The sequence below is a fragment of the Pseudomonas allokribbensis genome (assembly GCF_014863605.1).
Lineage (GTDB): Bacteria > Pseudomonadota > Gammaproteobacteria > Pseudomonadales > Pseudomonadaceae > Aquipseudomonas > Aquipseudomonas allokribbensis.
On record NZ_CP062252.1, the window covers coordinates 2,489,349 to 2,507,373 of the forward strand.

The 18,025-nt window shown below is 62.1% G+C and carries 19 protein-coding genes and 1 pseudogene; 9 read left to right on the top strand and 11 right to left on the bottom strand.

What is annotated here, in order from left to right:
• Positions 1-27 precede the first annotated feature (27 nt).
• The 4 genes and pseudogenes from IF199_RS11495 to IF199_RS11510 all read left to right on the top strand — a co-directional run bounded on the left by IF199_RS11495 (position 28) and on the right by IF199_RS11510 (position 2,605).
• Positions 28-1,047 carry an AbrB family transcriptional regulator gene (locus IF199_RS11495; protein WP_192560430.1) on the top strand — a complete coding sequence of 340 codons (1,020 nt, stop codon included), beginning with the start codon at positions 28-30 and terminating at the stop codon, positions 1,045-1,047.
• A gap of 156 nt (positions 1,048-1,203) precedes the next feature.
• Positions 1,204-1,344, top strand: coding sequence for a hypothetical protein (locus tag IF199_RS11500; protein ID WP_192560431.1), 141 nt, complete (start codon positions 1,204-1,206; stop codon positions 1,342-1,344).
• A 6-nt stretch (positions 1,345-1,350) separates the two neighbouring features.
• Positions 1,351-1,572 (top strand): annotated as a pseudogene (locus IF199_RS11505) (LysR substrate-binding domain-containing protein); the annotation flags it as partial.
• Between the two features lie 247 nt (positions 1,573-1,819).
• Complete coding sequence (locus tag IF199_RS11510) at positions 1,820-2,605, top strand: DeoR/GlpR family DNA-binding transcription regulator (RefSeq protein WP_192560432.1); 786 nt, start codon at positions 1,820-1,822, stop codon at positions 2,603-2,605.
• Between the two features lie 51 nt (positions 2,606-2,656).
• Here the strand turns inward: IF199_RS11510 and IF199_RS11515 are convergent, their stop codons facing one another.
• From IF199_RS11515 to IF199_RS11550, 8 genes are all read right to left on the bottom strand, one after another.
• Complete coding sequence (locus tag IF199_RS11515) at positions 2,657-3,940, bottom strand: NAD(P)/FAD-dependent oxidoreductase (protein WP_192560433.1); 1,284 nt, start codon at positions 3,938-3,940, stop codon at positions 2,657-2,659.
• Between the two features lie 33 nt (positions 3,941-3,973).
• Positions 3,974-5,338 carry a glutamine synthetase family protein gene (locus tag IF199_RS11520; protein WP_192560434.1) on the bottom strand — a complete coding sequence of 455 codons (1,365 nt, stop codon included), beginning with the start codon at positions 5,336-5,338 and terminating at the stop codon, positions 3,974-3,976.
• Positions 5,339-5,827: 489 nt separating this feature from the next.
• The gene (chrA, locus tag IF199_RS11525; RefSeq protein ID WP_192560435.1) at positions 5,828-7,174 is read right to left on the bottom strand and encodes a chromate efflux transporter; all 1,347 of its coding nucleotides are present in this window, start codon (positions 7,172-7,174) and stop codon (positions 5,828-5,830) included.
• Positions 7,175-7,245: 71 nt separating this feature from the next.
• Positions 7,246-7,707 (bottom strand): molybdopterin synthase catalytic subunit MoaE, encoded by a 462-nt coding sequence (moaE, locus tag IF199_RS11530; RefSeq protein WP_192560436.1) that lies wholly within the window; start codon positions 7,705-7,707, stop codon positions 7,246-7,248.
• A 3-nt stretch (positions 7,708-7,710) separates the two neighbouring features.
• A complete protein-coding gene (locus tag IF199_RS11535) occupies positions 7,711-7,962 on the bottom strand; it encodes a MoaD/ThiS family protein (protein WP_096820496.1) in 252 nt (83 codons plus the stop codon).
• On the bottom strand, positions 7,959-8,444 hold the full coding sequence (gene moaC, locus IF199_RS11540; RefSeq protein WP_085698780.1) for a cyclic pyranopterin monophosphate synthase MoaC: 486 nt from the start codon (positions 8,442-8,444) through the stop codon (positions 7,959-7,961). The genes IF199_RS11535 and moaC overlap by 4 nt, the downstream gene beginning before the upstream one ends.
• Positions 8,441-9,283 carry a formate dehydrogenase accessory sulfurtransferase FdhD gene (gene fdhD, locus IF199_RS11545; RefSeq protein WP_102621923.1) on the bottom strand — a complete coding sequence of 281 codons (843 nt, stop codon included), beginning with the start codon at positions 9,281-9,283 and terminating at the stop codon, positions 8,441-8,443. The genes moaC and fdhD overlap by 4 nt, the downstream gene beginning before the upstream one ends.
• 160 nt (positions 9,284-9,443) lie before the next feature.
• The gene (locus IF199_RS11550; RefSeq protein ID WP_096820498.1) at positions 9,444-10,343 is read right to left on the bottom strand and encodes a LysR family transcriptional regulator; all 900 of its coding nucleotides are present in this window, start codon (positions 10,341-10,343) and stop codon (positions 9,444-9,446) included.
• Between the two features lie 298 nt (positions 10,344-10,641).
• Between IF199_RS11550 and moaB the strand changes: the two genes are divergently transcribed.
• Positions 10,642-11,181, top strand: a complete 540-nt coding sequence (gene moaB, locus IF199_RS11555; protein WP_192560437.1) for a molybdenum cofactor biosynthesis protein B — start codon at positions 10,642-10,644, stop codon at positions 11,179-11,181.
• The gene (locus IF199_RS11560) at positions 11,178-12,383 is read left to right on the top strand and encodes a molybdopterin molybdotransferase MoeA (RefSeq protein ID WP_192560438.1); all 1,206 of its coding nucleotides are present in this window, start codon (positions 11,178-11,180) and stop codon (positions 12,381-12,383) included. The genes moaB and IF199_RS11560 overlap by 4 nt, the downstream gene beginning before the upstream one ends.
• A gap of 6 nt (positions 12,384-12,389) precedes the next feature.
• Here IF199_RS11560 and IF199_RS11565 read toward each other — a convergent pair whose 3' ends face one another.
• The gene (locus tag IF199_RS11565; protein WP_096820500.1) at positions 12,390-13,187 is read right to left on the bottom strand and encodes a MipA/OmpV family protein; all 798 of its coding nucleotides are present in this window, start codon (positions 13,185-13,187) and stop codon (positions 12,390-12,392) included.
• Between the two features lie 192 nt (positions 13,188-13,379).
• On the opposite strand from IF199_RS11565, the gene IF199_RS11570 reads away from it, so the two are divergent.
• The 3 genes from IF199_RS11570 to IF199_RS11580 all read left to right on the top strand — a co-directional run bounded on the left by IF199_RS11570 (position 13,380) and on the right by IF199_RS11580 (position 16,579).
• Positions 13,380-14,264: a LysR substrate-binding domain-containing protein gene (locus tag IF199_RS11570; protein ID WP_192560439.1), complete on the top strand. Its 885-nt coding sequence runs from the start codon at positions 13,380-13,382 to the stop codon at positions 14,262-14,264.
• 99 nt (positions 14,265-14,363) lie between these two features.
• Positions 14,364-15,479, top strand: a complete 1,116-nt coding sequence (gene aguA, locus IF199_RS11575) for an agmatine deiminase (protein ID WP_102621919.1) — start codon at positions 14,364-14,366, stop codon at positions 15,477-15,479.
• A gap of 2 nt (positions 15,480-15,481) precedes the next feature.
• On the top strand, positions 15,482-16,579 hold the full coding sequence (locus tag IF199_RS11580; protein WP_192560440.1) for an extracellular solute-binding protein: 1,098 nt from the start codon (positions 15,482-15,484) through the stop codon (positions 16,577-16,579).
• Between the two features lie 13 nt (positions 16,580-16,592).
• Here the strand turns inward: IF199_RS11580 and IF199_RS11585 are convergent, their stop codons facing one another.
• Together IF199_RS11585 and IF199_RS11590 are read right to left on the bottom strand one after the other, a co-directional pair.
• Positions 16,593-17,219, bottom strand: coding sequence for a DNA-3-methyladenine glycosylase family protein (locus IF199_RS11585; protein WP_192560441.1), 627 nt, complete (start codon positions 17,217-17,219; stop codon positions 16,593-16,595).
• Positions 17,220-17,222: 3 nt separating this feature from the next.
• Positions 17,223-18,020: an isocitrate lyase/PEP mutase family protein gene (locus IF199_RS11590; RefSeq protein ID WP_192560442.1), complete on the bottom strand. Its 798-nt coding sequence runs from the start codon at positions 18,018-18,020 to the stop codon at positions 17,223-17,225.
• Between the last annotated feature and the right edge of the window lie 5 nt (positions 18,021-18,025).

Here is an 18,025-nt window from a genome sequence, read left to right on the forward strand (position 1 = left end):
TCAATTTGAATAGCCAGGAAGGCGACCATGAAATCCATTCTGTGTTTGTTGATCGCTGCCGGATTCGGTGCGCTGTTGCAGTTCGAGGGCGTGCCTCACGGTTTGCTGTTGGGCTCGATCCTCGTCACCGCACTTGTCGTCACCCGGTTCGGCTTCGTGCCTGCGACGCCTTATGGGCTGGGTTACATCCAGGTCACGCTGGGCATCGCCACCGGACTGATGTTCGAAGCGTGGGACAGTGCGACCGTTTCGACGATGTTGCCAAGCCTCGGCGTGTTGCTGCTGTGCCTGACGGTGCAGGTCGCGCTGTCCGCCTGGTGGCTGGCGCGAGGGGCAGGGTGGAACCGCACGGATGCATTGCTGGCGGTGTATCCGGGGGCGCTGGCGGCGGTGTTTGATTTGCTGGAGTCGGAGAAGGCATCGAGCAAAGTCATCATCGTGCACCTGATGCGGTTGTTGCTGATCACGGTGCTGGTGAGTTTCCTGATTCCCGGGCCGGTATCGGTCGCCGTTGCCGAAGCCGATCCGCTGTCGACAGGCATGGCGTTGACCGTGCTGTCGGTGATCTTCCTCAGCGTGGTGGTCGGGCGATTGCTGCTGGCGATGGGTGTGCCGGCGCCGTTCATGTTGACGGCAATCATCATCACCGCTGTGTTCGTGAAATCGGGATGGCTGCACGGCTTTCACATGCCGGACTGGAGTTTGAATCTGGCGGCGTTGATTCTCGGGGCGCGGATCGGCTCACGGTTCCAGGGCCTCGGTTTTAAGGAGCTGGCCCGTCATGGCCGCACGGCGTTGGTCTCGGTGGGTTTGATGATCCTGGTTGCGGCCGGGTTTGCCGAAATGGCGGCGCGGTTGCTGGGGAGTGATGCGTTGTCGCTGTGGCTGGCGTACATGCCGGGAGCGATCGAGACCATCGCCATCGTGGCATTTGGTGGCGGGTTGAATGTGGTGTTTATCCTGACTCACCATCTGGTGCGGATGGTGGTGCTGCACTTTGCGCCGGCGTTGTTGGTGCAGGTGCGTAGAGCGCGGGAAGAGGTGTGATTTGTGCGTCGTTCACTTATTTGTGTCTTGAGGTAGGTCATGGGGTCATGGGTTCGGTGCAAATGTGATGAGCTGGTTCACAAAAACTGGTTTTGCGGGGCGGGTGTATCTCTGGTGGCTTCAGAGGATGCGCTTGATCTGCCGGATGGAAATCAAATGTCCGCCAATCAACTCGTCGACAAGCTGTTTGCAGAGTCCGACATGCTTCTCAAATGCTGGAATTGCGCTCGGATCATTTTGTTGAACGAGCGGGGCGGGGAGTTTGATATCAGGTTTTTCGCCCCCGAGCCTGATTGATCGGCGGTGCTGTCGGTGCCGCACTTTCTGTTGCTGATGTCAGTGCTGGCGAGTACCGATCTGGTGGCGATGTTGCCGTCGCGGCTGGTGCGCGACCGTTCAGCGTTGCAGGTGGTCGAGCCGCCGCTGGCGGTGCCGGGTTACGAGATGGTGATGCTCTGGGCCGAGCGCTCGCATCGGGATCCGGTTCACAAATGGTTTCGCGAACATCTGGTGGCGTCCGTGTGAATCATGCATGCCCCAGGGCAATCGCAAACGAGACGACGATCATGCACGCAAACGCAAAATTGAGATTCATGGGTGTTCATCCTGAGCCTTATTGAAGTGGTGCCATTGTGAACAGGCCCGATGCAAAGAAAAAATTCGGCTTCATGATTTCAATGATCGAAACAATTGATACCAGCCGGTTTGTGTTTGCTCGAGGCTTTGGTTAGTCTCGTTAAACCTGCAACTACAAGCACAAACAGGCATAACCATGCACGATCATTCCGTTGCCGAGCTCCCCTCCCTGCGTCGGCAGAAAATCCTCCTGATTCTCGAACGTGACGGCAAGGTCATGGCTTCCGAGTTGAGCCAGCACTTTGCGGTGTCCGAAGACACCATCCGCCGCGATCTGGCGGAACTGGACAATGCCGGCCTGGTGCAGCGAGTGCACGGTGGGGCGCTGCCGCGACCGAAGGATACCGGCAAGGATTACTTCACGCGGATCAGTGAAACCGACGAGGTGAAAACCAGTCTCGCGCAACTGGCGGCAGGCAGGGTGAAGAATGGTCAGATCGTGTTGTTCGATTCCGGCACCACCACGTTGCAGATCGCCCGTTCGCTGCCCTCGGATATTTCCATCACGGCGGTCACTACGTCACCGATGACAGCAATCACGCTGGCGGAATACAAGGGCATCAAAGTAATTCTGGCGGGCGGCCAGCTGAATCTGGCGACGATGTCGGTCAGTGGCCACGAAACGGTGCGACTGCTGCAAAGCATCAAGGCGGATGTGCTGTTTACCGGGGTTTGTGCGATTCATCCGGAAGTGGGGCTGAGCTCGCTGTATTTCGATGAAGTGCCGGTGAAGCAGGCGTTGTTCGACAGTGCGGCGCAGGTGATTGCCGTGACCACGGCGGACAAGCTGGGGGCGGTGGAGCCTTTTGTGGTCGCACCTTGCAGCCGGGTGCATACGTTGATCACCGAGCGGCACCTGGCGTCAGGCAGTGCCGAGGATTACCGGCGGTTGGGGATTGAGGTGGAGCAGTTGCAGGACTGACGTTTTGGAGCGAAACAAAAGGCCCCACCGCTCGCGATGGGGCCCGTTCAATCAGCGCAGTTTTTCCAGCATCTGGTAGTACCACATGCCGGCGGCCAGCATCGGATTCCCCAGCAGATCCCCCATCGGCACCCGAATGTGCGAGCACGCGGCAAACGTGTCGAACTGCTGCATCTGCCCGGTGATCGCCCGGCTCATGATTTCGCCCATGATGTGGGTCGTGGCGATGCCGTGGCCAGAGTAGCCCTGGCAATACCAGACGTTGTCCGAAAGCTTGCCCAGTTGCGGAATGCGGTTGATGACGATGCCCATCGCGCAGCTCCACTGGTAGTCGATTTTCACCCCCTTGAGCGCCGGGAAGGTCTGTTCGATGCACGGCCGCAGTTCGCCGGCGATGTCCCTTGAGTCCTTGCCGCTGTAGTTGGCGCCGCCGCCGAACAGCAGGCGGCCGTCGGCAGTGAGGCGGTAGTAGTCGAGGACGAAACGGCAGTCGTACACGGCGAGGTCTTCGGGGTTGATCTGTTTGGCCAGGTTCCCCAACGGTTCGGTGGTGACGATGCCGCCCATGGCCGGGAAGATCTTGCCCTTGAGCTGGCCCGGTTCGAGCCTGTGGTAGACGTCGCCGGCCAGCAGCACCTGATTGGCGTCGATCCGGCCGTGGGCCGTGCGAACGCCCGGGCTGTCGCCGTGAATGATCTCCAGCACTTCGCTGTTTTCGAATATCAGTGCGCCGAGGCTTTCCGCTGCCCGCGCCTCGCCGATGCACAGGTTGAGCGGGTGCAGGTGCATGTTGCGAGTGTTCTTGATCGCGCCGTGATAGAGGTCGCTTTGCAGCAGGTCGCGCACCTGGCTGCGGTCGAGCAGGCTGACCTCATCGCCCATGCCTCGGCGTACGGCTTCGTCGTAGTCGCTGCGCAGACCGGCCATGTGGCTCGGCTTGTACGCCGCGTGCAAATGGCCGTGCTTGAGGTCGCAATCGATTCCGTATTTCTCGACCCGTTGCTGGATGATTTCGTGCCCGCGCCAGCGCAGGTGCCAGATGAAGTCGTCGACTTCATCGCCCAGCGTATTGCGCATCTGTTTGCGCATCGCGCCGTCGCCGGACAGGCTGCCGGTGACCTGGCCGCCGTTGCGCCCGGTGGCGCCCCAGCCGATCTTGTGGCTTTCGACGATGGCGACTTTCAGGCCTTTTTCGGCCAGTTCGACGGCGGTGGCGACGCCGGTGAAACCGCCGCCGATGATCACCACATCGACCTTGTGCCGACCTTGCAGGGACGGGTAGTCGGTGTCGCGGTTGAGGGTGGCGGTGTAGTAGGAATTGCTGCGTTCAGTCATGTCGGTATCCAAGGCAAAAAGAGGAAAAAAGGATCAGGCTTCGGTCAGATACCAGCGCCAGTCCTGCTCACCCACTTCGGCCATGAACTGCCGGTATTCCGCACGCTTCACTGCCAGATACACCCCGAGAAACGCCTGTCCCAGTGCATCACGCGCCCACACCGATTGTTCCAGCGCCGTGAGCGAGGTCAGCCAGTCGGTCGGCAGCAATTCTTTCGCCTGCGCATAGCCATTGCCTTGCACCGGTTCGCCCGGATCGATGTCTTCTTTTATGCCGCGATGAATGCCCGCCAGGATCGCCGCCGCTGCCAGATACGGGTTGGCATCGGCGCCGCAGATGCGGTGTTCGATGTGCCGGGTGTTGGCCGGGCCGCCAGGCACGCGCAGGCTGACGGTGCGGTTGTCGACGCCCCAGGTCGGCGCCAGTGGCGCGTAGCTGTTGGCCTGGAAGCGGCGGTAGGAGTTGGCGTTGGGGCAGAACAGCAGCAGCGAATCGAGCAAGGAGGCGAGCATCCCGCCAATCGCCGTGCGTAACAGCGGCGTGCCGGCCGGATCTTCGGAGGCAAACAGATTGCGCCCCTCGGCATCGGCGAGGCTGACGTGCATGTGCATGCCGGTGCCGGCCAGGTGATCGAACGGTTTGGCCATGAACGTCGCCTGCATCCCGTGCTTGTGCGCCACGGCTTTGACCAGCCGTTTGTAGCGCACGGCCTGGTCCATCGCCTCTAGCGCATCGCCGTGTTCAAGGGTGATTTCCACCTGGCCCGGTGCGTATTCCGAGATCGCCGTGCGGGCCGGAATGCCGTGCAGTTTGCAGGCGCTGTAGAGGTCGGCGAGGAATGGTTCGATCTGCTCCAGCTCGCGCAAACCGTAGACCTGCGTGTGCCTCGGTCGACCGCCGTCGGCATCCAGCGCCGGTTGCGGACGACCGTTGTGATCGCGTTTGGCGTCGAGCAGATAGAACTCCAGTTCGCAGGCCATCACCGGGTGGTAACCCTCGGCTTTCAAGCGGTCGATGACCTTGATCAGCAAGTGACGCGGGTCGGCAATGCTCGCCGGCATGCCCTGTTCCGGGTGCATGCTGACCTGCACCGCAGCGGTCGGAATCTGCCGCCACGGCAGGCGTACCAGACTGCCTTCCAGCGGGTAGGCGCGGCAGTCGATGTCGCCGACGTCCCACACCAGACCGGAATTTTCCACGTCCTCGCCGTGCACGGTCAGACCGAGGATGGTGCTCGGCAGCGGGCGCCCGCTTTCGTACACGGCGAGCAGTTCTTCGCGGTGCAACAACTTGCCGCGGGGCACGCCGTTGGCATCGAGGATGAACAGCTCGATCATGTCGATGTCGGGGTTCTGATCGAGAAAGCGACGGGCGTCTTCAATGGCTGCGAATTTCATAATCAATCACTCACGATGGCGCCGCACAGGCGCGCAGATTCGGGCCGGACGCAGCTCGGCAAAAGGCGCGGGCGTCCTGGCAGGGATATCGAAAAAAGTATTCGGATTGTGGCGAGGGAGCTTGCTCCCGCTGGACTGCGCAGCAGTCATTTCTGTTTTGGGGACACTGCGTGTCCCGGCGGGAGCAAGCTCCCTCGCCACAGGACTAGCAGATATCCGGCGGGCGTGCGGAGTGACGCAGCTTGGAGCGGCTCAGGGCCATGGGGAGATTGACGATGCGATTCATGCGCGGCCCCTGTGAAGGAGGGCGCACAGTGCAGAGACGTTCAACGATTCTGATTGTTGTAGTGACGTGCTCATGACGCGTGTTTCCGTTGGCGGAAAACGTCGGCGGCGGGAGTGTCCCGCCATGCCGGTGTGGCTGGATAGTAAGGGGGAACTCCCGGATAAGTAAACGCCTGATTCCGGAGGGCGTGGCGAGCCCCCGGTTCAGCGCAACAGGTGAAACCCCAGCCCGACGAGGGCGCAAACGATCAACACCTCGATCACCCCGCGCTTGAAAACAAACAGTGCGAGGGTTGCCGCCAGTGCGAGCAATAGCGCAAAAAAGTCAGGTTGCCCGGCAAACCCCTGGGGCCAGAACACGTGGTAAGCAAAGAAACACGCCAGATTGAGGATCACCCCGACCACGGCGGCGGTGATCGCAGTCAGCGGTGCGGTGAACTTCAGTTCGTTGTGGGTCGACTCCACCAGCGGTCCGCCGGCGAAGATGAACAGGAACGAAGGCAGAAAGGTGAACCAGGTCACCAGCGTCGCGGCCAGCGCGCCGGCGGCAAACGCATGTTCCGGGCCGAACGTCGGTTGCACGTAAGCCCCGACGAACCCGACAAACGCCACCACCATGATCAGCGGCCCCGGCGTGGTCTCGCCCAGGGCCAGGCCGTCGATCATCTGCGTCGGCGTCAGCCAGCCGTAATGCCCGACCGCGCCTTGATACACATAGGGCAGCACGGCGTAAGCGCCGCCGAAGGTCAGCAGCGCCGCTTTGGTGAAAAACCAGCCCATCTGCGTGAAGGTGCCGTTCCAGCCGAACAGCGCGGTCAGCAGCGCCATCGGCAGACACCACAGCAACGCGCCGACCAGCGCCAGACGTAGCAGCCTCGGCAGGCTGAACCGTGCATGTTCGGGCGTTGGCGTGTCGTCATCGATCAGTGCCGGGCCGAAGGATTTTTCGCTGCCACGATGACCGCCGTGGTTGAACCGCTGCGGCGCCCAGCGTCCGCCGAAATACCCGATCAATGCCGCACCAAGCACGATCAGCGGGAACGGTACGTTGAAGGCGAAAATCGCCACGAACGCTGCTCCGGCAATCGCCCACAGCCAGCCATTCTTCAAGGCCCGCGAACCGATGCGATGGGCCGCGTGCAACACAATCGCGGTCACCGCCGGTTTGATCCCGTAAAACACCCCGGCCACTACCGGCACATCGCCAAGCGCAATATAAATCCAGGAAAGGACAATCAGAATCAGCAGCGACGGCAGCACAAACAGCGCCCCGGCCAGCACGCCGCCGCCCGTGCGGTGCAGCAGCCAGCCGATGTAGGTCGCCAGTTGCTGGGCCTCCGGGCCGGGCAGCAACATGCAGTAGTTGAGCGCGTGCAGGAAGCGCCGCTCGGAGATCCAGCGCCGGCGCTCCACCAGTTCCTGATGCATGATCGCGATCTGCCCGGCGGGGCCGCCGAAACCGATGCAGCCGAGCTTGAGCCAGAAGGGCCAGGCCTGGCGCAGGCTGACAGGCTGGGGGCGGGGCAAGTCCTCAGGGGGCGTTGTGCTCAAGTGCGGCTCCGCGTTCGAATCGTCGGGAACCGCTATCTAATCAGGCTTTTGTTGCATCCGACAGTGCCCCGTCAGGCATGCGCCAGACTCCAGCGAAACGCCGCATTCTGATCACTCTCCCGCGCCTCAACCCAATGCGAGCCCTCAGGCGTGGACTCACGCTTCCAGAACGGCGCACGCGTCTTCAGCACATCCATGATGAACGCACAGGCTTCAAACGCCGCATGCCGATGTTTGCTGCTGACGCCGACAAACACGATCGGATCGGTCACCGACAGCGCGCCGACCCGATGCACGATCTCCACCGCCAACAGCGGCCAGCGCTCGCGGGCCTGTTCGGCTATCTGTTCCAAAGCCTTCTCGGTCATGCCCGGATAGTGTTCGAGGAACAGTTCGTTAACCGTTTGGCCGACATTCAGATCACGCACGTAACCGATGAAGTTCACCACCGCGCCCACCCGTGGATTGCGTGCATGCAAATCCGCAATCAACTGACCGGCATCGAAGCTTTTACGCTGGACTCGAACGCCCATGGCTCACCCCCCCGTGACCGGTGGGAAAAACGCGATCTCGTCGAAATCCTCAATGGCCTGATCCGGCTGGCACAACTCCTGATTCACCGCACACATCAGGTTGCCGGCGCCGAGCACTTCGCGCCACAAGTCGCCACGCTGCATCAGCATCTGCCGCACGTCCTCTACGCTGGCGAGGGCGCTGCTGGCCGGAATCTTTTCACCGCCCAGATTGAGCCGGTCACGGTAGCTGGCGAAGTAGTTGATCAGAATCATTGCGGGTTCTCCCATTGAAAGTGGCCGGAGCGGCCGCCCTGTTTGCTCAGCAGACGGATGTCGCCGATGACCATCGCCCGGTCCACCGCTTTGCACATGTCGTAGATCGTCAGCGCGGCGACGCTGGCGGCGGTCAGGGCTTCGAGTTCGACGCCGGTCTGGCCGGTGAGGCGGCAGGTGCTGGTGATCTGCACGCGGTCCGGTTCGCAGGCCTTGAGTTCGACGTGGATCGAGCTGAGCAACAGCGCATGACACAGCGGAATCAACTCGTGGGTGCGCTTGGCCGCCTGAATCCCGGCGATCCGCGCCACGGCGAACACGTCGCCCTTGGGGTGGCCGTTGGACTGAATCATTTGCAGGGTTTCAGGACGCATCTGCACCCAGGCCTGGGCAGTGGCTTCGCGGCGCGTCGCGGCCTTGTCGCTGACGTCGACCATGTTGGCGCGGCCCTGATCGTCGAGGTGGGTGAGGGTGTCGCTCATGGGGTTTGCTCCTGGATCGGGCTGTAGATTCGGGGGGCGTTGCGGTGCGGGACGTGGATCAGGTTCAAGCGGTGCTTGAGCGCCCAGCGCACGGTCAGCGCGGTGGGGGCGGACAGGCTGACGAGGGTGCCAAGACGGGCGCGCACCGCTTTGTGGATCAGTTCAAGACTGCAACGGCTGGTGACCACGACGAAGCCCTGACGCGCATCGAGGCCTTCGAACTGCAGGGCACCGATCAGCTTGTCGAGGGCGTTGTGGCGGCCGATGTCTTCGCGGCACAGCAGCGCTTCGCCGTCGGCGTCGAAGTACAACGCCGCGTGCAGGGCGCCGCTGCTGCGGGCCAGTTGCTGGGCCTGTTCGATGCGTTGGCGGATGCCCTCGAAATGCGCGGCCGGTGGCAACGGTGTCGGCGTCAGGATCTCCAGTTGCGGCAGCGCCTGTTCAAGGGCTTCCACACCGCAGAGGCCGCAACCGCTGGTGCCCGCCATCTGCCGGCGATGATCTTTCAGGGCCCAGAACGCGCGGCTGGAAATCTGCACGTCGGCCTGGCAGGCCTGGTCAAAGTGAGTCAAACGGATGTCGTGGATATCGTCGAGGCTGTCGACGATGGCGTTGCTCAGACTGAAGCCGCGAATGAAGTCCTCGATGTTGCCCGGCGAGACCATCATCACCGCCTGATTCAAGCCGTTGTAGCTGATGGCCAATGCGATCTCCGCCGCCAGCGCCGCGTGGGACACAGGCGCATCGTCGAGGTATTCGCGGTAAGCCACTGGCGAAGGTTGTGGCGCGGGGGCGTTGGCGTCGCCCGGTTCGATGAGTTGTTCAACTTGGCACAGCATCTTGAAAGTCCCCGAAGCGCTGAAGTGAGTTCAGGCTACGGGGCAGCGAAAAGTGCGTCCAATCGCTTGTTCCGATGCAGTGATTGGATTGGTCGATCACTGCTGGCGAAGTTGAAAGCGTTGCACCGAAGTGCAACGTTTCAGGCTACTTGAGGGGGTGTTAAACGGCAGGCGCCTCGATCCCGAACATCTTGCGCGCCTCGGCAAAACACTTTTCGGCAATCGCCGAGCGCGGTTCGGTCTTGCGCATCACCAGCCCCAGCGGCGCGAGTACGCTCGCATCCGGCAGGTTAATGAAGGCCAGGTGTTCGATCGGCTCTTGCAGACCACTGTCCAGCGGCATGATCGAGCAGCAGAAACCCTGGTGAATCGCCTGCAACAGTTGATAGGTCGAGTCGCTTTCCATGATCGGCTGCGGGTTGAGGCCGCGACTGCGGAAACTCAGGTCGATGGATTTGCGGTAATGCATGCCGGTGGTGATCATCCCCAGCGGCAGTTCGGCGGCATCTTCCCAGCTCATTTCCGGGCCTTCGAAATGGAAGTGGCGGGTGTCGTAGAGCAGGCCGACGCGGGTTTCGCCGATCTCGAAGAAATCGAAGTAGTTCGGGTTGACGTGATCCAGATAACACACGCCCAGGTCCAGCTGATTGTTGCCCAGGCCTTCGATGATTTCGTTGGAACTCAGCGACGACAGGCTGTATTTCAGCTCCGGATAGATCGCGGACAAACCCTGAATGTAATTGACCGGATTGAAGTTGCTCAGCGGCACCAGCCCCAGGCGCAGGCTGCCGACGAGTTGCCCGCGGCAGGCGGCGGCTTCGGCAAACAACCCGTCGTGGGCGGCCAGCAGGGTGCGGGCCCAGGCCAGTACGCGTTCGCCGGCCTGGGTGAAACCTTCGAAGCGCTGGCCGCGATTGACCAGCACCAGATCCAGCTCGTCTTCCAGATTACGCAGGCGCATCGACAGGGTCGGCTGGGTGATGTGGCAACGCGCGGCGGCCTGGCCGAAGTGACGGGTTTCGTCCAGCGCGATCAGGAACTTGAGTTGTTTGATGTCCACGATGGCACCTGCTCGATTGAGAATTTTGATTGAGTATTGACGCAGATGCGTACGGCGCACGGAAAGCGCAGGGGGTGACGATCCCATTGATCGCGTTTTACGTCCAATCGGAAGCGTTGAAGAGGCTATCGAGGGTTTCGATGACGGCCGGTTTCATTGGCGCGAACGGTAGTCGACGTTCGTGGAAAAATAGCCGATAGAGCGGGTCGATAATGCGGTTGGTTAGAGTGATTAGACAGTCTTGATAAGTGGCACTTAGGCTCTGGCCCAATTGAATTGGCGAATGCCGGAGAGTGCCATGAGTGTTAAAGCGGATGCCTTGTTTGTTCCCTTGAATATTGCCGTGCTGACGGTCAGCGATACCCGCGATTACGCCAGCGATACTTCCGGCCAGTTGCTGGTCAGTCGTTTGCTGGAGGCAGGCCACACGCTGAGTGAACGCAATCTGCTCAAGGATGATTTGTACAAGATTCGCGCTCAGGTCGCGCAGTGGATCGCCGACGACAACATCCAAGTGGTACTGATCACCGGCGGCACCGGTTTCACCGGCCGCGACAGCACCCCGGAAGCGGTGGCGTGCCTGCTGGACAAACAGATCGACGGTTTCGGCGAACTGTTCCGCGCGATCTCGATTCTCGACATCGGCACCTCGACCGTACAAAGCCGCGCGCTGGCGGGCCTGTCCAACTGCACGCTGGTGTGCTGCCTGCCGGGCTCTACCGGCGCGTGCCGCACGGCGTGGGAAGGCATCCTCGCCGAGCAACTGGATAACCGTCACCGCCCGTGTAACTTCGTCCCGCACCTCAAACCGGTGCAAGCCTGCGGGCCACGCGGATGAGCAAGGCTGCATTGATGCCGGTCGAAGACGCCCTCGACCAACTGTTGGCGATGGCCAATGAACAACGCCTGCCGGACAGCGAATCAGTGCCGCTCAATGAGGCACGCGGACGAGTACTGGCCAGCGATCTGGTCGCCACCCTCGATCTGCCGCCATGGCCAAACAGTGCCATGGACGGTTACGCCTTGAACCTCGCCGATCTGCACCGCCAGCCATTGAATGTTTCGCAACGGGTCTACGCCGGGTTGGCGCCGGACGCCTTGCTGCCCGGTACCTGCGCGCGGATCTTCACCGGCGCACCGCTGCCGCCGGGCGCCAATTGCGTGGAAATGCAGGAAAACGTCGAAGTGCTGGAGGATGTCCGGGTGCGGTTTCTGCAACCGCTGAAGGTTGGCCAGAATATCCGTGCCCAGGGCCAGGAGAACCGCGTCGGCGACACCTTGCTGCGCGCCGGCAAACGCCTTGGCCCGTTCGAACTGGCGGTGGCTGCGGGGCAGGGCATGACCCATTTGCCGCTGGTGCGCCGACCGCGTGTGGCGCTGCTCTCTACCGGTGACGAGCTGGTGGAACCGGGCCAGCCGTTGCGTCCCGGCAGCATCTACAACAGCAATCGCACCTTGCTCGATCACTGGTTGCGCGAACTGGGTTGCGAAGTGATCGACGCCGGGATTCTTCCCGATCGCCCGGCACAGACCCGGCTCAAGCTTGAGCAGCTGCAAGTGGCAGCCGATCTGATTCTGACCACGGGCGGCGTGTCTGCCGGCGATGCCGACTGCCTCGGCCAGGTGCTGCGCGACAACGGCAAACCGTTGCTGTGGAAGCTCGCGATCAAACCCGGAAAACCGTTGACGGTTGGCCATTTCGGCACGGTGCCGGTGATCGGTCTGCCAGGCAATCCGACCTCGGCGCTGGTGACGTTCGGCCTGTTGGCGCGCCCGTACCTGCTGCGCATTCAAGGCGTGGAAGAGGTGATGCCGCTGAGTTTCACCGTCAATGCCGGGTTCGACTGGCCGAAACCCGGCAGTCGCCGCGAGTACCTGCGGGTGCGCCTGGAGGGCGGGCAGGCGGCGCTGTATCCGAATCAGAGTTCCGGGGTTCTGCTCGGCGCCACCTGGGCTGACGGGCTGGTGGAAATTCCGGAGAACAGCACCTTGCGAATGGGTGATCCACTGCGTTTCATTCCGTTCAGCGAGCTGTTCTGAGCGCGATCAAAAGGTGTAGGCCACTTGCCCGGCGAGGGAGGTCTGCAGCCGACGTTCGACAATCGGGCTGTCGGCCGCCTCGTGGTTCAGGTATTGCACCGCCAGCACTGTCGAGACACTCCATTGTTTGTCCAGAGGCAACGACCACGTCAGGTCCGCGCCGCGACTGATCAACCCGGCGCGGGCCTTGTACGCCCGGAACTGGCTGCGCGAGGCCTGCGCATCGCTGACGCCGTACCAGGTACGCATGTAGTTGCTGTCGCCAAACTGGCTGTTCAGACCGCCGACCACTTTGCCGAAACGCCCTTCGTAGAACGGCGCGCTGATGCTCAGCTTGAGGCGGTTCCAGGCCGAACCGGTGTCGTGGTCATCGTCATCCTTTTCCAGCGCATGTTCGAAGCTCGCGCCGAGAATGATCGGGCCCATGTGATACGTCCCGTCGAGCCCGATCACCGGGCGCGATTTGATCGAGCCCATGCCGTTGAGCTCGTCCGAGCCTTTGAATCCGGTCTTGCGATCCTTGCGCACGTCGCTGGCACCGACGTAGACGCTGAGCCCGAAATCCTCTTCATCGAAACCCCAGCCCAGGCCTCGGCTAGTGTCGAGGAACACGCCGTAGGGGCTGACGATTTCGACACCCACCAATGGCGCCACCACCCGCTCATCACTGCCGCTGTAGCGCGGCGCACTGGCAGCCCCGGCGCGCAGTGTGGTGTGCCAGTCTTCGGCGCGCAGCGAGTCGCCGGGCAGCAGCAGGCAAAGGGAGGTCAGGGACAGCGAGAACGTACGCAACGAAACCGGCATGGGGCACCCGAGGGAAATGTGGATGCGCCATGCTAGGCGGGGGCTGGCCGGCAATCTTTGGCAGCTTTGTCGGGAAACTGTCAAAGACTGTGAAGGCGGCTACCGGCTCAATCCCGGCCGAACGATAACGCGGTGCAACTGGACGCCCGCGAAAAGCCCGGTCAGCATGGGCGCAAAAAAGGGACCCAACCCATGCGCCGACTACCTTCCCTGGCCGCCCTGCGAACCTTCGAATGCGCCGCCCGCCACGCGCATTTCGGCCGGGCCGCAGCGGAGCTGTGCGTCACCGACAGCGCCGTCAGCCATCAGATTCGCCAACTCGAAGAGCAACTGGGCATGTCGCTGTTCATTCGCGAGGGCCGGCAGATTCGCCCGACCATCGCCGCCGGGCGCTTGATGCAGAGCCTGCAACAAGCCTTCGAACTGATCGGCGATGCCTGCGACGAGTTGCGCGATCCGTCCTCGCTCGCCGTTCTGCGGCTAGCAGTCACGGCAGAACTCGCGCAGAAGTGGCTGATGAACCGTCTCACCGACTTCTACGCGCGTTATCCGCACATCACCTTGCACCTCTACGAACAACCGATCGACGCCACGGCGCCCGGCGAGGACATCGATCTGGCGATCACCTACGGCACCGGCCCGGTGGACAGCAGCGCGTATTTCGTCCGTCCGTTGCCGGCGTTGCAGTTCTTCCCGGTGTGCAGCCCCGGCCTGTTCAACCAGGGCAACCTGAAAACCCCGAAGGACCTGGCCCGGCATTGCCTGTTGCACGACGATCAGGACGGCAAGACCTGGACCGCGTGGCTGACCAGCCATGCCGGCGATTTGCGCCCGGAACGCCAGTTGTATTTCGCCCATGCCGGGCTGGCGCTGGAAGCGGCGGCGCAAGGGCAGGGCGTGGCGATGGGCGACAACCTCACCGCGCAGGAGGATTTGCAGAGCGGGCGTCTGGTGCGACCGTTCACCTCCAGCATGACTGCGCTGGGCCAATACGCGCTGGTCTGCGAGCGGGTGCGGCTGGAGCGTCCGGCGGTGGCGCAGATGCTGGAATGGTTCAACGATCAACTGGCGGATTGATGAGTTGAATTCAACTGTTCCGAAATAATCATCGTTGGCGAGCCGACCGCTCGCGACCGTAGCCTGAGGTCATTCCCATCCCGATGACGAGGTTTGACCATGGCACGTTTGCTCGACACCACCCCGAAACTCGACGGCTTCCGTCTGCCCGGCGAATTCGAAGCCAAGTCCGGTTGCTGGCTCGGCTGGCCGGAGCGCACCGACGTCTGGCGCAATGGTGCGAAACCGGCACAGAAAGTCTGGGTGCAGATCGTCACCGCGATCTCCCACAGCGAACCGGTGACGGTCTGCGCTTCGGCGGCCCAGTTCGCCACCGCCCGCCGCCAGTTGCCACCGCAAGTGCGGGTGGTGGAGATGACTTGCAACGACACCTGGTTTCGCGACAGCGGCCCGTGCTTTGTGGTCAACGATCAGAGCGGTGAAGTGCGTGGCGTCGATTTTGAATTCAACGCCTACGGCGGCCTCGATGGCGGCCTCTACTACCCGTGGGACAAGGACGATCAGATCGCCAGCAAGATCCTCGAAATCGAACGTTTCGACCGTTATCGCGCGCCATTGATTGCCGAACTCGGCGGCATTCAGAGCGACGGCCAGGGCAGCATCCTCACCACCGAGCAATGCCTGCTCAACCGCAATCGCAACCAGCACCTGGGCAAGGACGAAGTCACCCGCCGGCTAACCGATTACCTCGGCGCCGAGCAAGTGATCTGGCTGCCGCGCGGTTGCAAGTTCGACGAAACCGACGGCCATGTCGACGACCTCGCGTGCTTCGTGCGCCCCGGCGAAGTGGTGCTGCAATGGACCGACAACCGTGACGATCCGCAATGGGAAATCTATCAGGAGGCCTACGACATCCTGCGCAGCACCCGCGACAGCCGTGGCCGCGAGCTGATCGTGCACAAGCTGCCGCAACCGGACGTGCTGGAGTGGACCGCCGAAGAAGCCGAAGGCCTCGATCAGCAGGACAGCACCCACACCCGTCAGGCCGGCACCAAGATCTGTGCGTCGTACATCAACTACTACGCCGGCAACAGCTCGATCGTGGTGCCGTTGTTCGGTGATCGCAACGATCAGGTGGCGCTGGCGACCCTCGCCGAACTGTTCCCGCAGCACAAGATCGTCGGTATCGAAAACTCCCGGGAAATCCTGCTCGGTGGCGGCAACGTCGCGTGCATCACCATGCCGCAATACGCCGGCCAGAAAAAAGGAGCCTGACCATGGGCCTGCACAAACTGAGTAAAGCGTTATTGCTGGTGCTTGCACCCCTGTGTGTGCAGGCTGCCGAGACGGCGAAACCGGTGGTCAATCTGTATATCTGGGGCGAGTACCTGGCCCCGGATACCCTGAAGAATTTCGAGGCGAAAACCGGGATTCAGGTGGTCGCCGATCACTTCGATTCGCTGGAAACCGTCGAAACCAAACTGCTCACCGGCCGCAGCGGCTACGACCTGGTGCTGACCGCCGGCCAGCACCTGTCGAGAGCCATCGAGAGCGGCGCGATCCAGACTTTGAACAAGCAGCAGCTCCCGCATTTTGCCGGGGTTGGGGACGAATTCCGCCAGCACATGGCGGTGTTCGATCCGGGCAACCGCTACGCCGGGATCTACGCCTGGGGCACTACTGGCGTCGGCTATCAGGAAGAAGCCGTGAAGCAGCGCTTGCCGGAGGCGCCACGGGACAGTTGGGCGATGCTGTTCGATCCGGCGGTGGTGTCGAAATTCGCCGATTGCGGGGTGAGCCTGCTCAACGATCCGAACGAAGTGTTCGCGGCGGTCATGAAGTACATGGGCCTGGACATCAACCGCCAGAGCCTGGATGACCTGAAACTCGCCGAGCAGCAACTGGCGAAGATCCGTCCGTACATTCGCTACTTCGACAACGACCTGAACATCAGCGACCTGGCCAACGGCAACACCTGCGTGGCGATGTCGTGGAACGGCAACGTTGCGATTGCGGCGGGCCAGGCCGAGGCGGCGCACAAACCATTCAAGTTGAATTACCGGATTCCGAAGGAGGGCACGCTGATCTGGTTCGACGCCATGGTCCTTCCCAAGGACGCACCGCACCCCGAGGCCGGATTGGCATTGATGGATTACCTGATGACGCCCGAGGTGATCGCGCCGATCACTGACACCATTCACTACGCCAACGCGATTACGGCGGCGGACGGGTTGATTGATCCTGCGATTCGTAATGATCCGGGGACGTATCCGCCTGAGGCGGTGAGGGCTTCTTTGTATAGCAAGAATGATAATGGCAAGGCGTTCAATCGGGCTTTGATTCGGGCGTTCAGTCGGTTGAAATCGGGCCTTTGAAAGCCGCCCTCACTTACGGTGAGGGCGCTTTTGGCACCCGCCACAAATACCAAGCCGCCACCGTCCGAAACGGACGCCAGCCCAACCCGATCTCAATCATCTGCTTGCGCGTCGGCTGCACCTCCAGCCCCTTCAACCGCCGATACCCCTCGCGCACACCAAAGTCATCCGCCGGCAAAATATCCGGCCGCTCCAGGCTATAAATCAGCAACATCTCCACCGTCCAGCGGCCAACCCCGCGCAGGCTGACCAAACGCTCGATCAGCGCCTCATCCTCCATCGCCAGCGCGGTCGAGTAATCCGGCACCACGCCGTCCAGGGTCGCCTGGGCAATCCCCTGAATCGTCGCAATCTTGCCTGCCGAAAACCCGCAACCGCGCAACCGATCGAAGTCCGTCGCCAGAATCTGCTCCGGACGCGGAAACGTCTGCCCGGGAAACAACCCCACCAACCGCCCGACAATCGCATCGCCAGCCTTGGCATGCAGTTGCTGATAGGCAATCGCCCGCACCAGCGATTCATAGGGATCGCGCGCCGGATGCGGTTGATGCAGGCAAGGGCCGACCGCAGCGATGTGGCGCTGCCAGTCGGCGTCGAGGCTGGCCAGAAACTCGCTGGCCGGTTGGTAGGGATCGGGCATGGCTTACTTCAGCAGACCGTTGACTTCGCCATAGGTGAAGGCCTTGAGGTCATGGGTATCGAGCTTGCCGCTGGCGAGGAAACTTTTCACCAGTGAACCCATGGCGCCGTAGAGGAACTCGGCGATACCGGAACCGGCGCTCAGGCGGCGTACACCGAGGGTTTTCAACTCATCGGGGGAGGGCAGGCAAGCAAAACCGAGGACGTTGACCGGCAGTGATGTGCCCTTGCAGATGGCTTCGATTTCGTAGGCGGACGTCACGCCGGCGGCAAACAAACCATCGGCCCCGGCTGCCTGATACAGCGCCGCGCGGTGCAGGGTTTCGGCGACGCGATCCTCGGCTGGCACCAGACTTTTGAGGTAAACATCGGTGCGGGCATTGATAAACAGCTTCACATCGCGCTTGTCGGCGACTTGCCGTGCCACTTCGATCTTGCGCGCCAGCAGTTCCGGCGTGCCGTTGCCGTCTTCGATATTGATCCCGGCCGCGCCTGCTGCGACAACCGCATCGATCACTTCGGCGACCCGGTCGAGGTCATCGGAGTAACCGGCCTCGATGTCCACACTCAACGGCACCTTGATGACACGGGCAATCGACTCCACGGTGCTGATCAAGCGCTCCAGCGGCAGGGTGTTGCCATCCGGGTAACCGTGGGCCCAGGCCACCGCGGCGCTGCTGGTGGCGACGGCCTTGCCGCCGAGTTGTTCGACCAGTCGCGCGCCCGTGGCGTCGGCAACGTTGGTCAGGATCAGCAGGCCATCGTGGTGCAACTGGTGAAACTGTGTGTCGAGCGCGTTCATCGAAA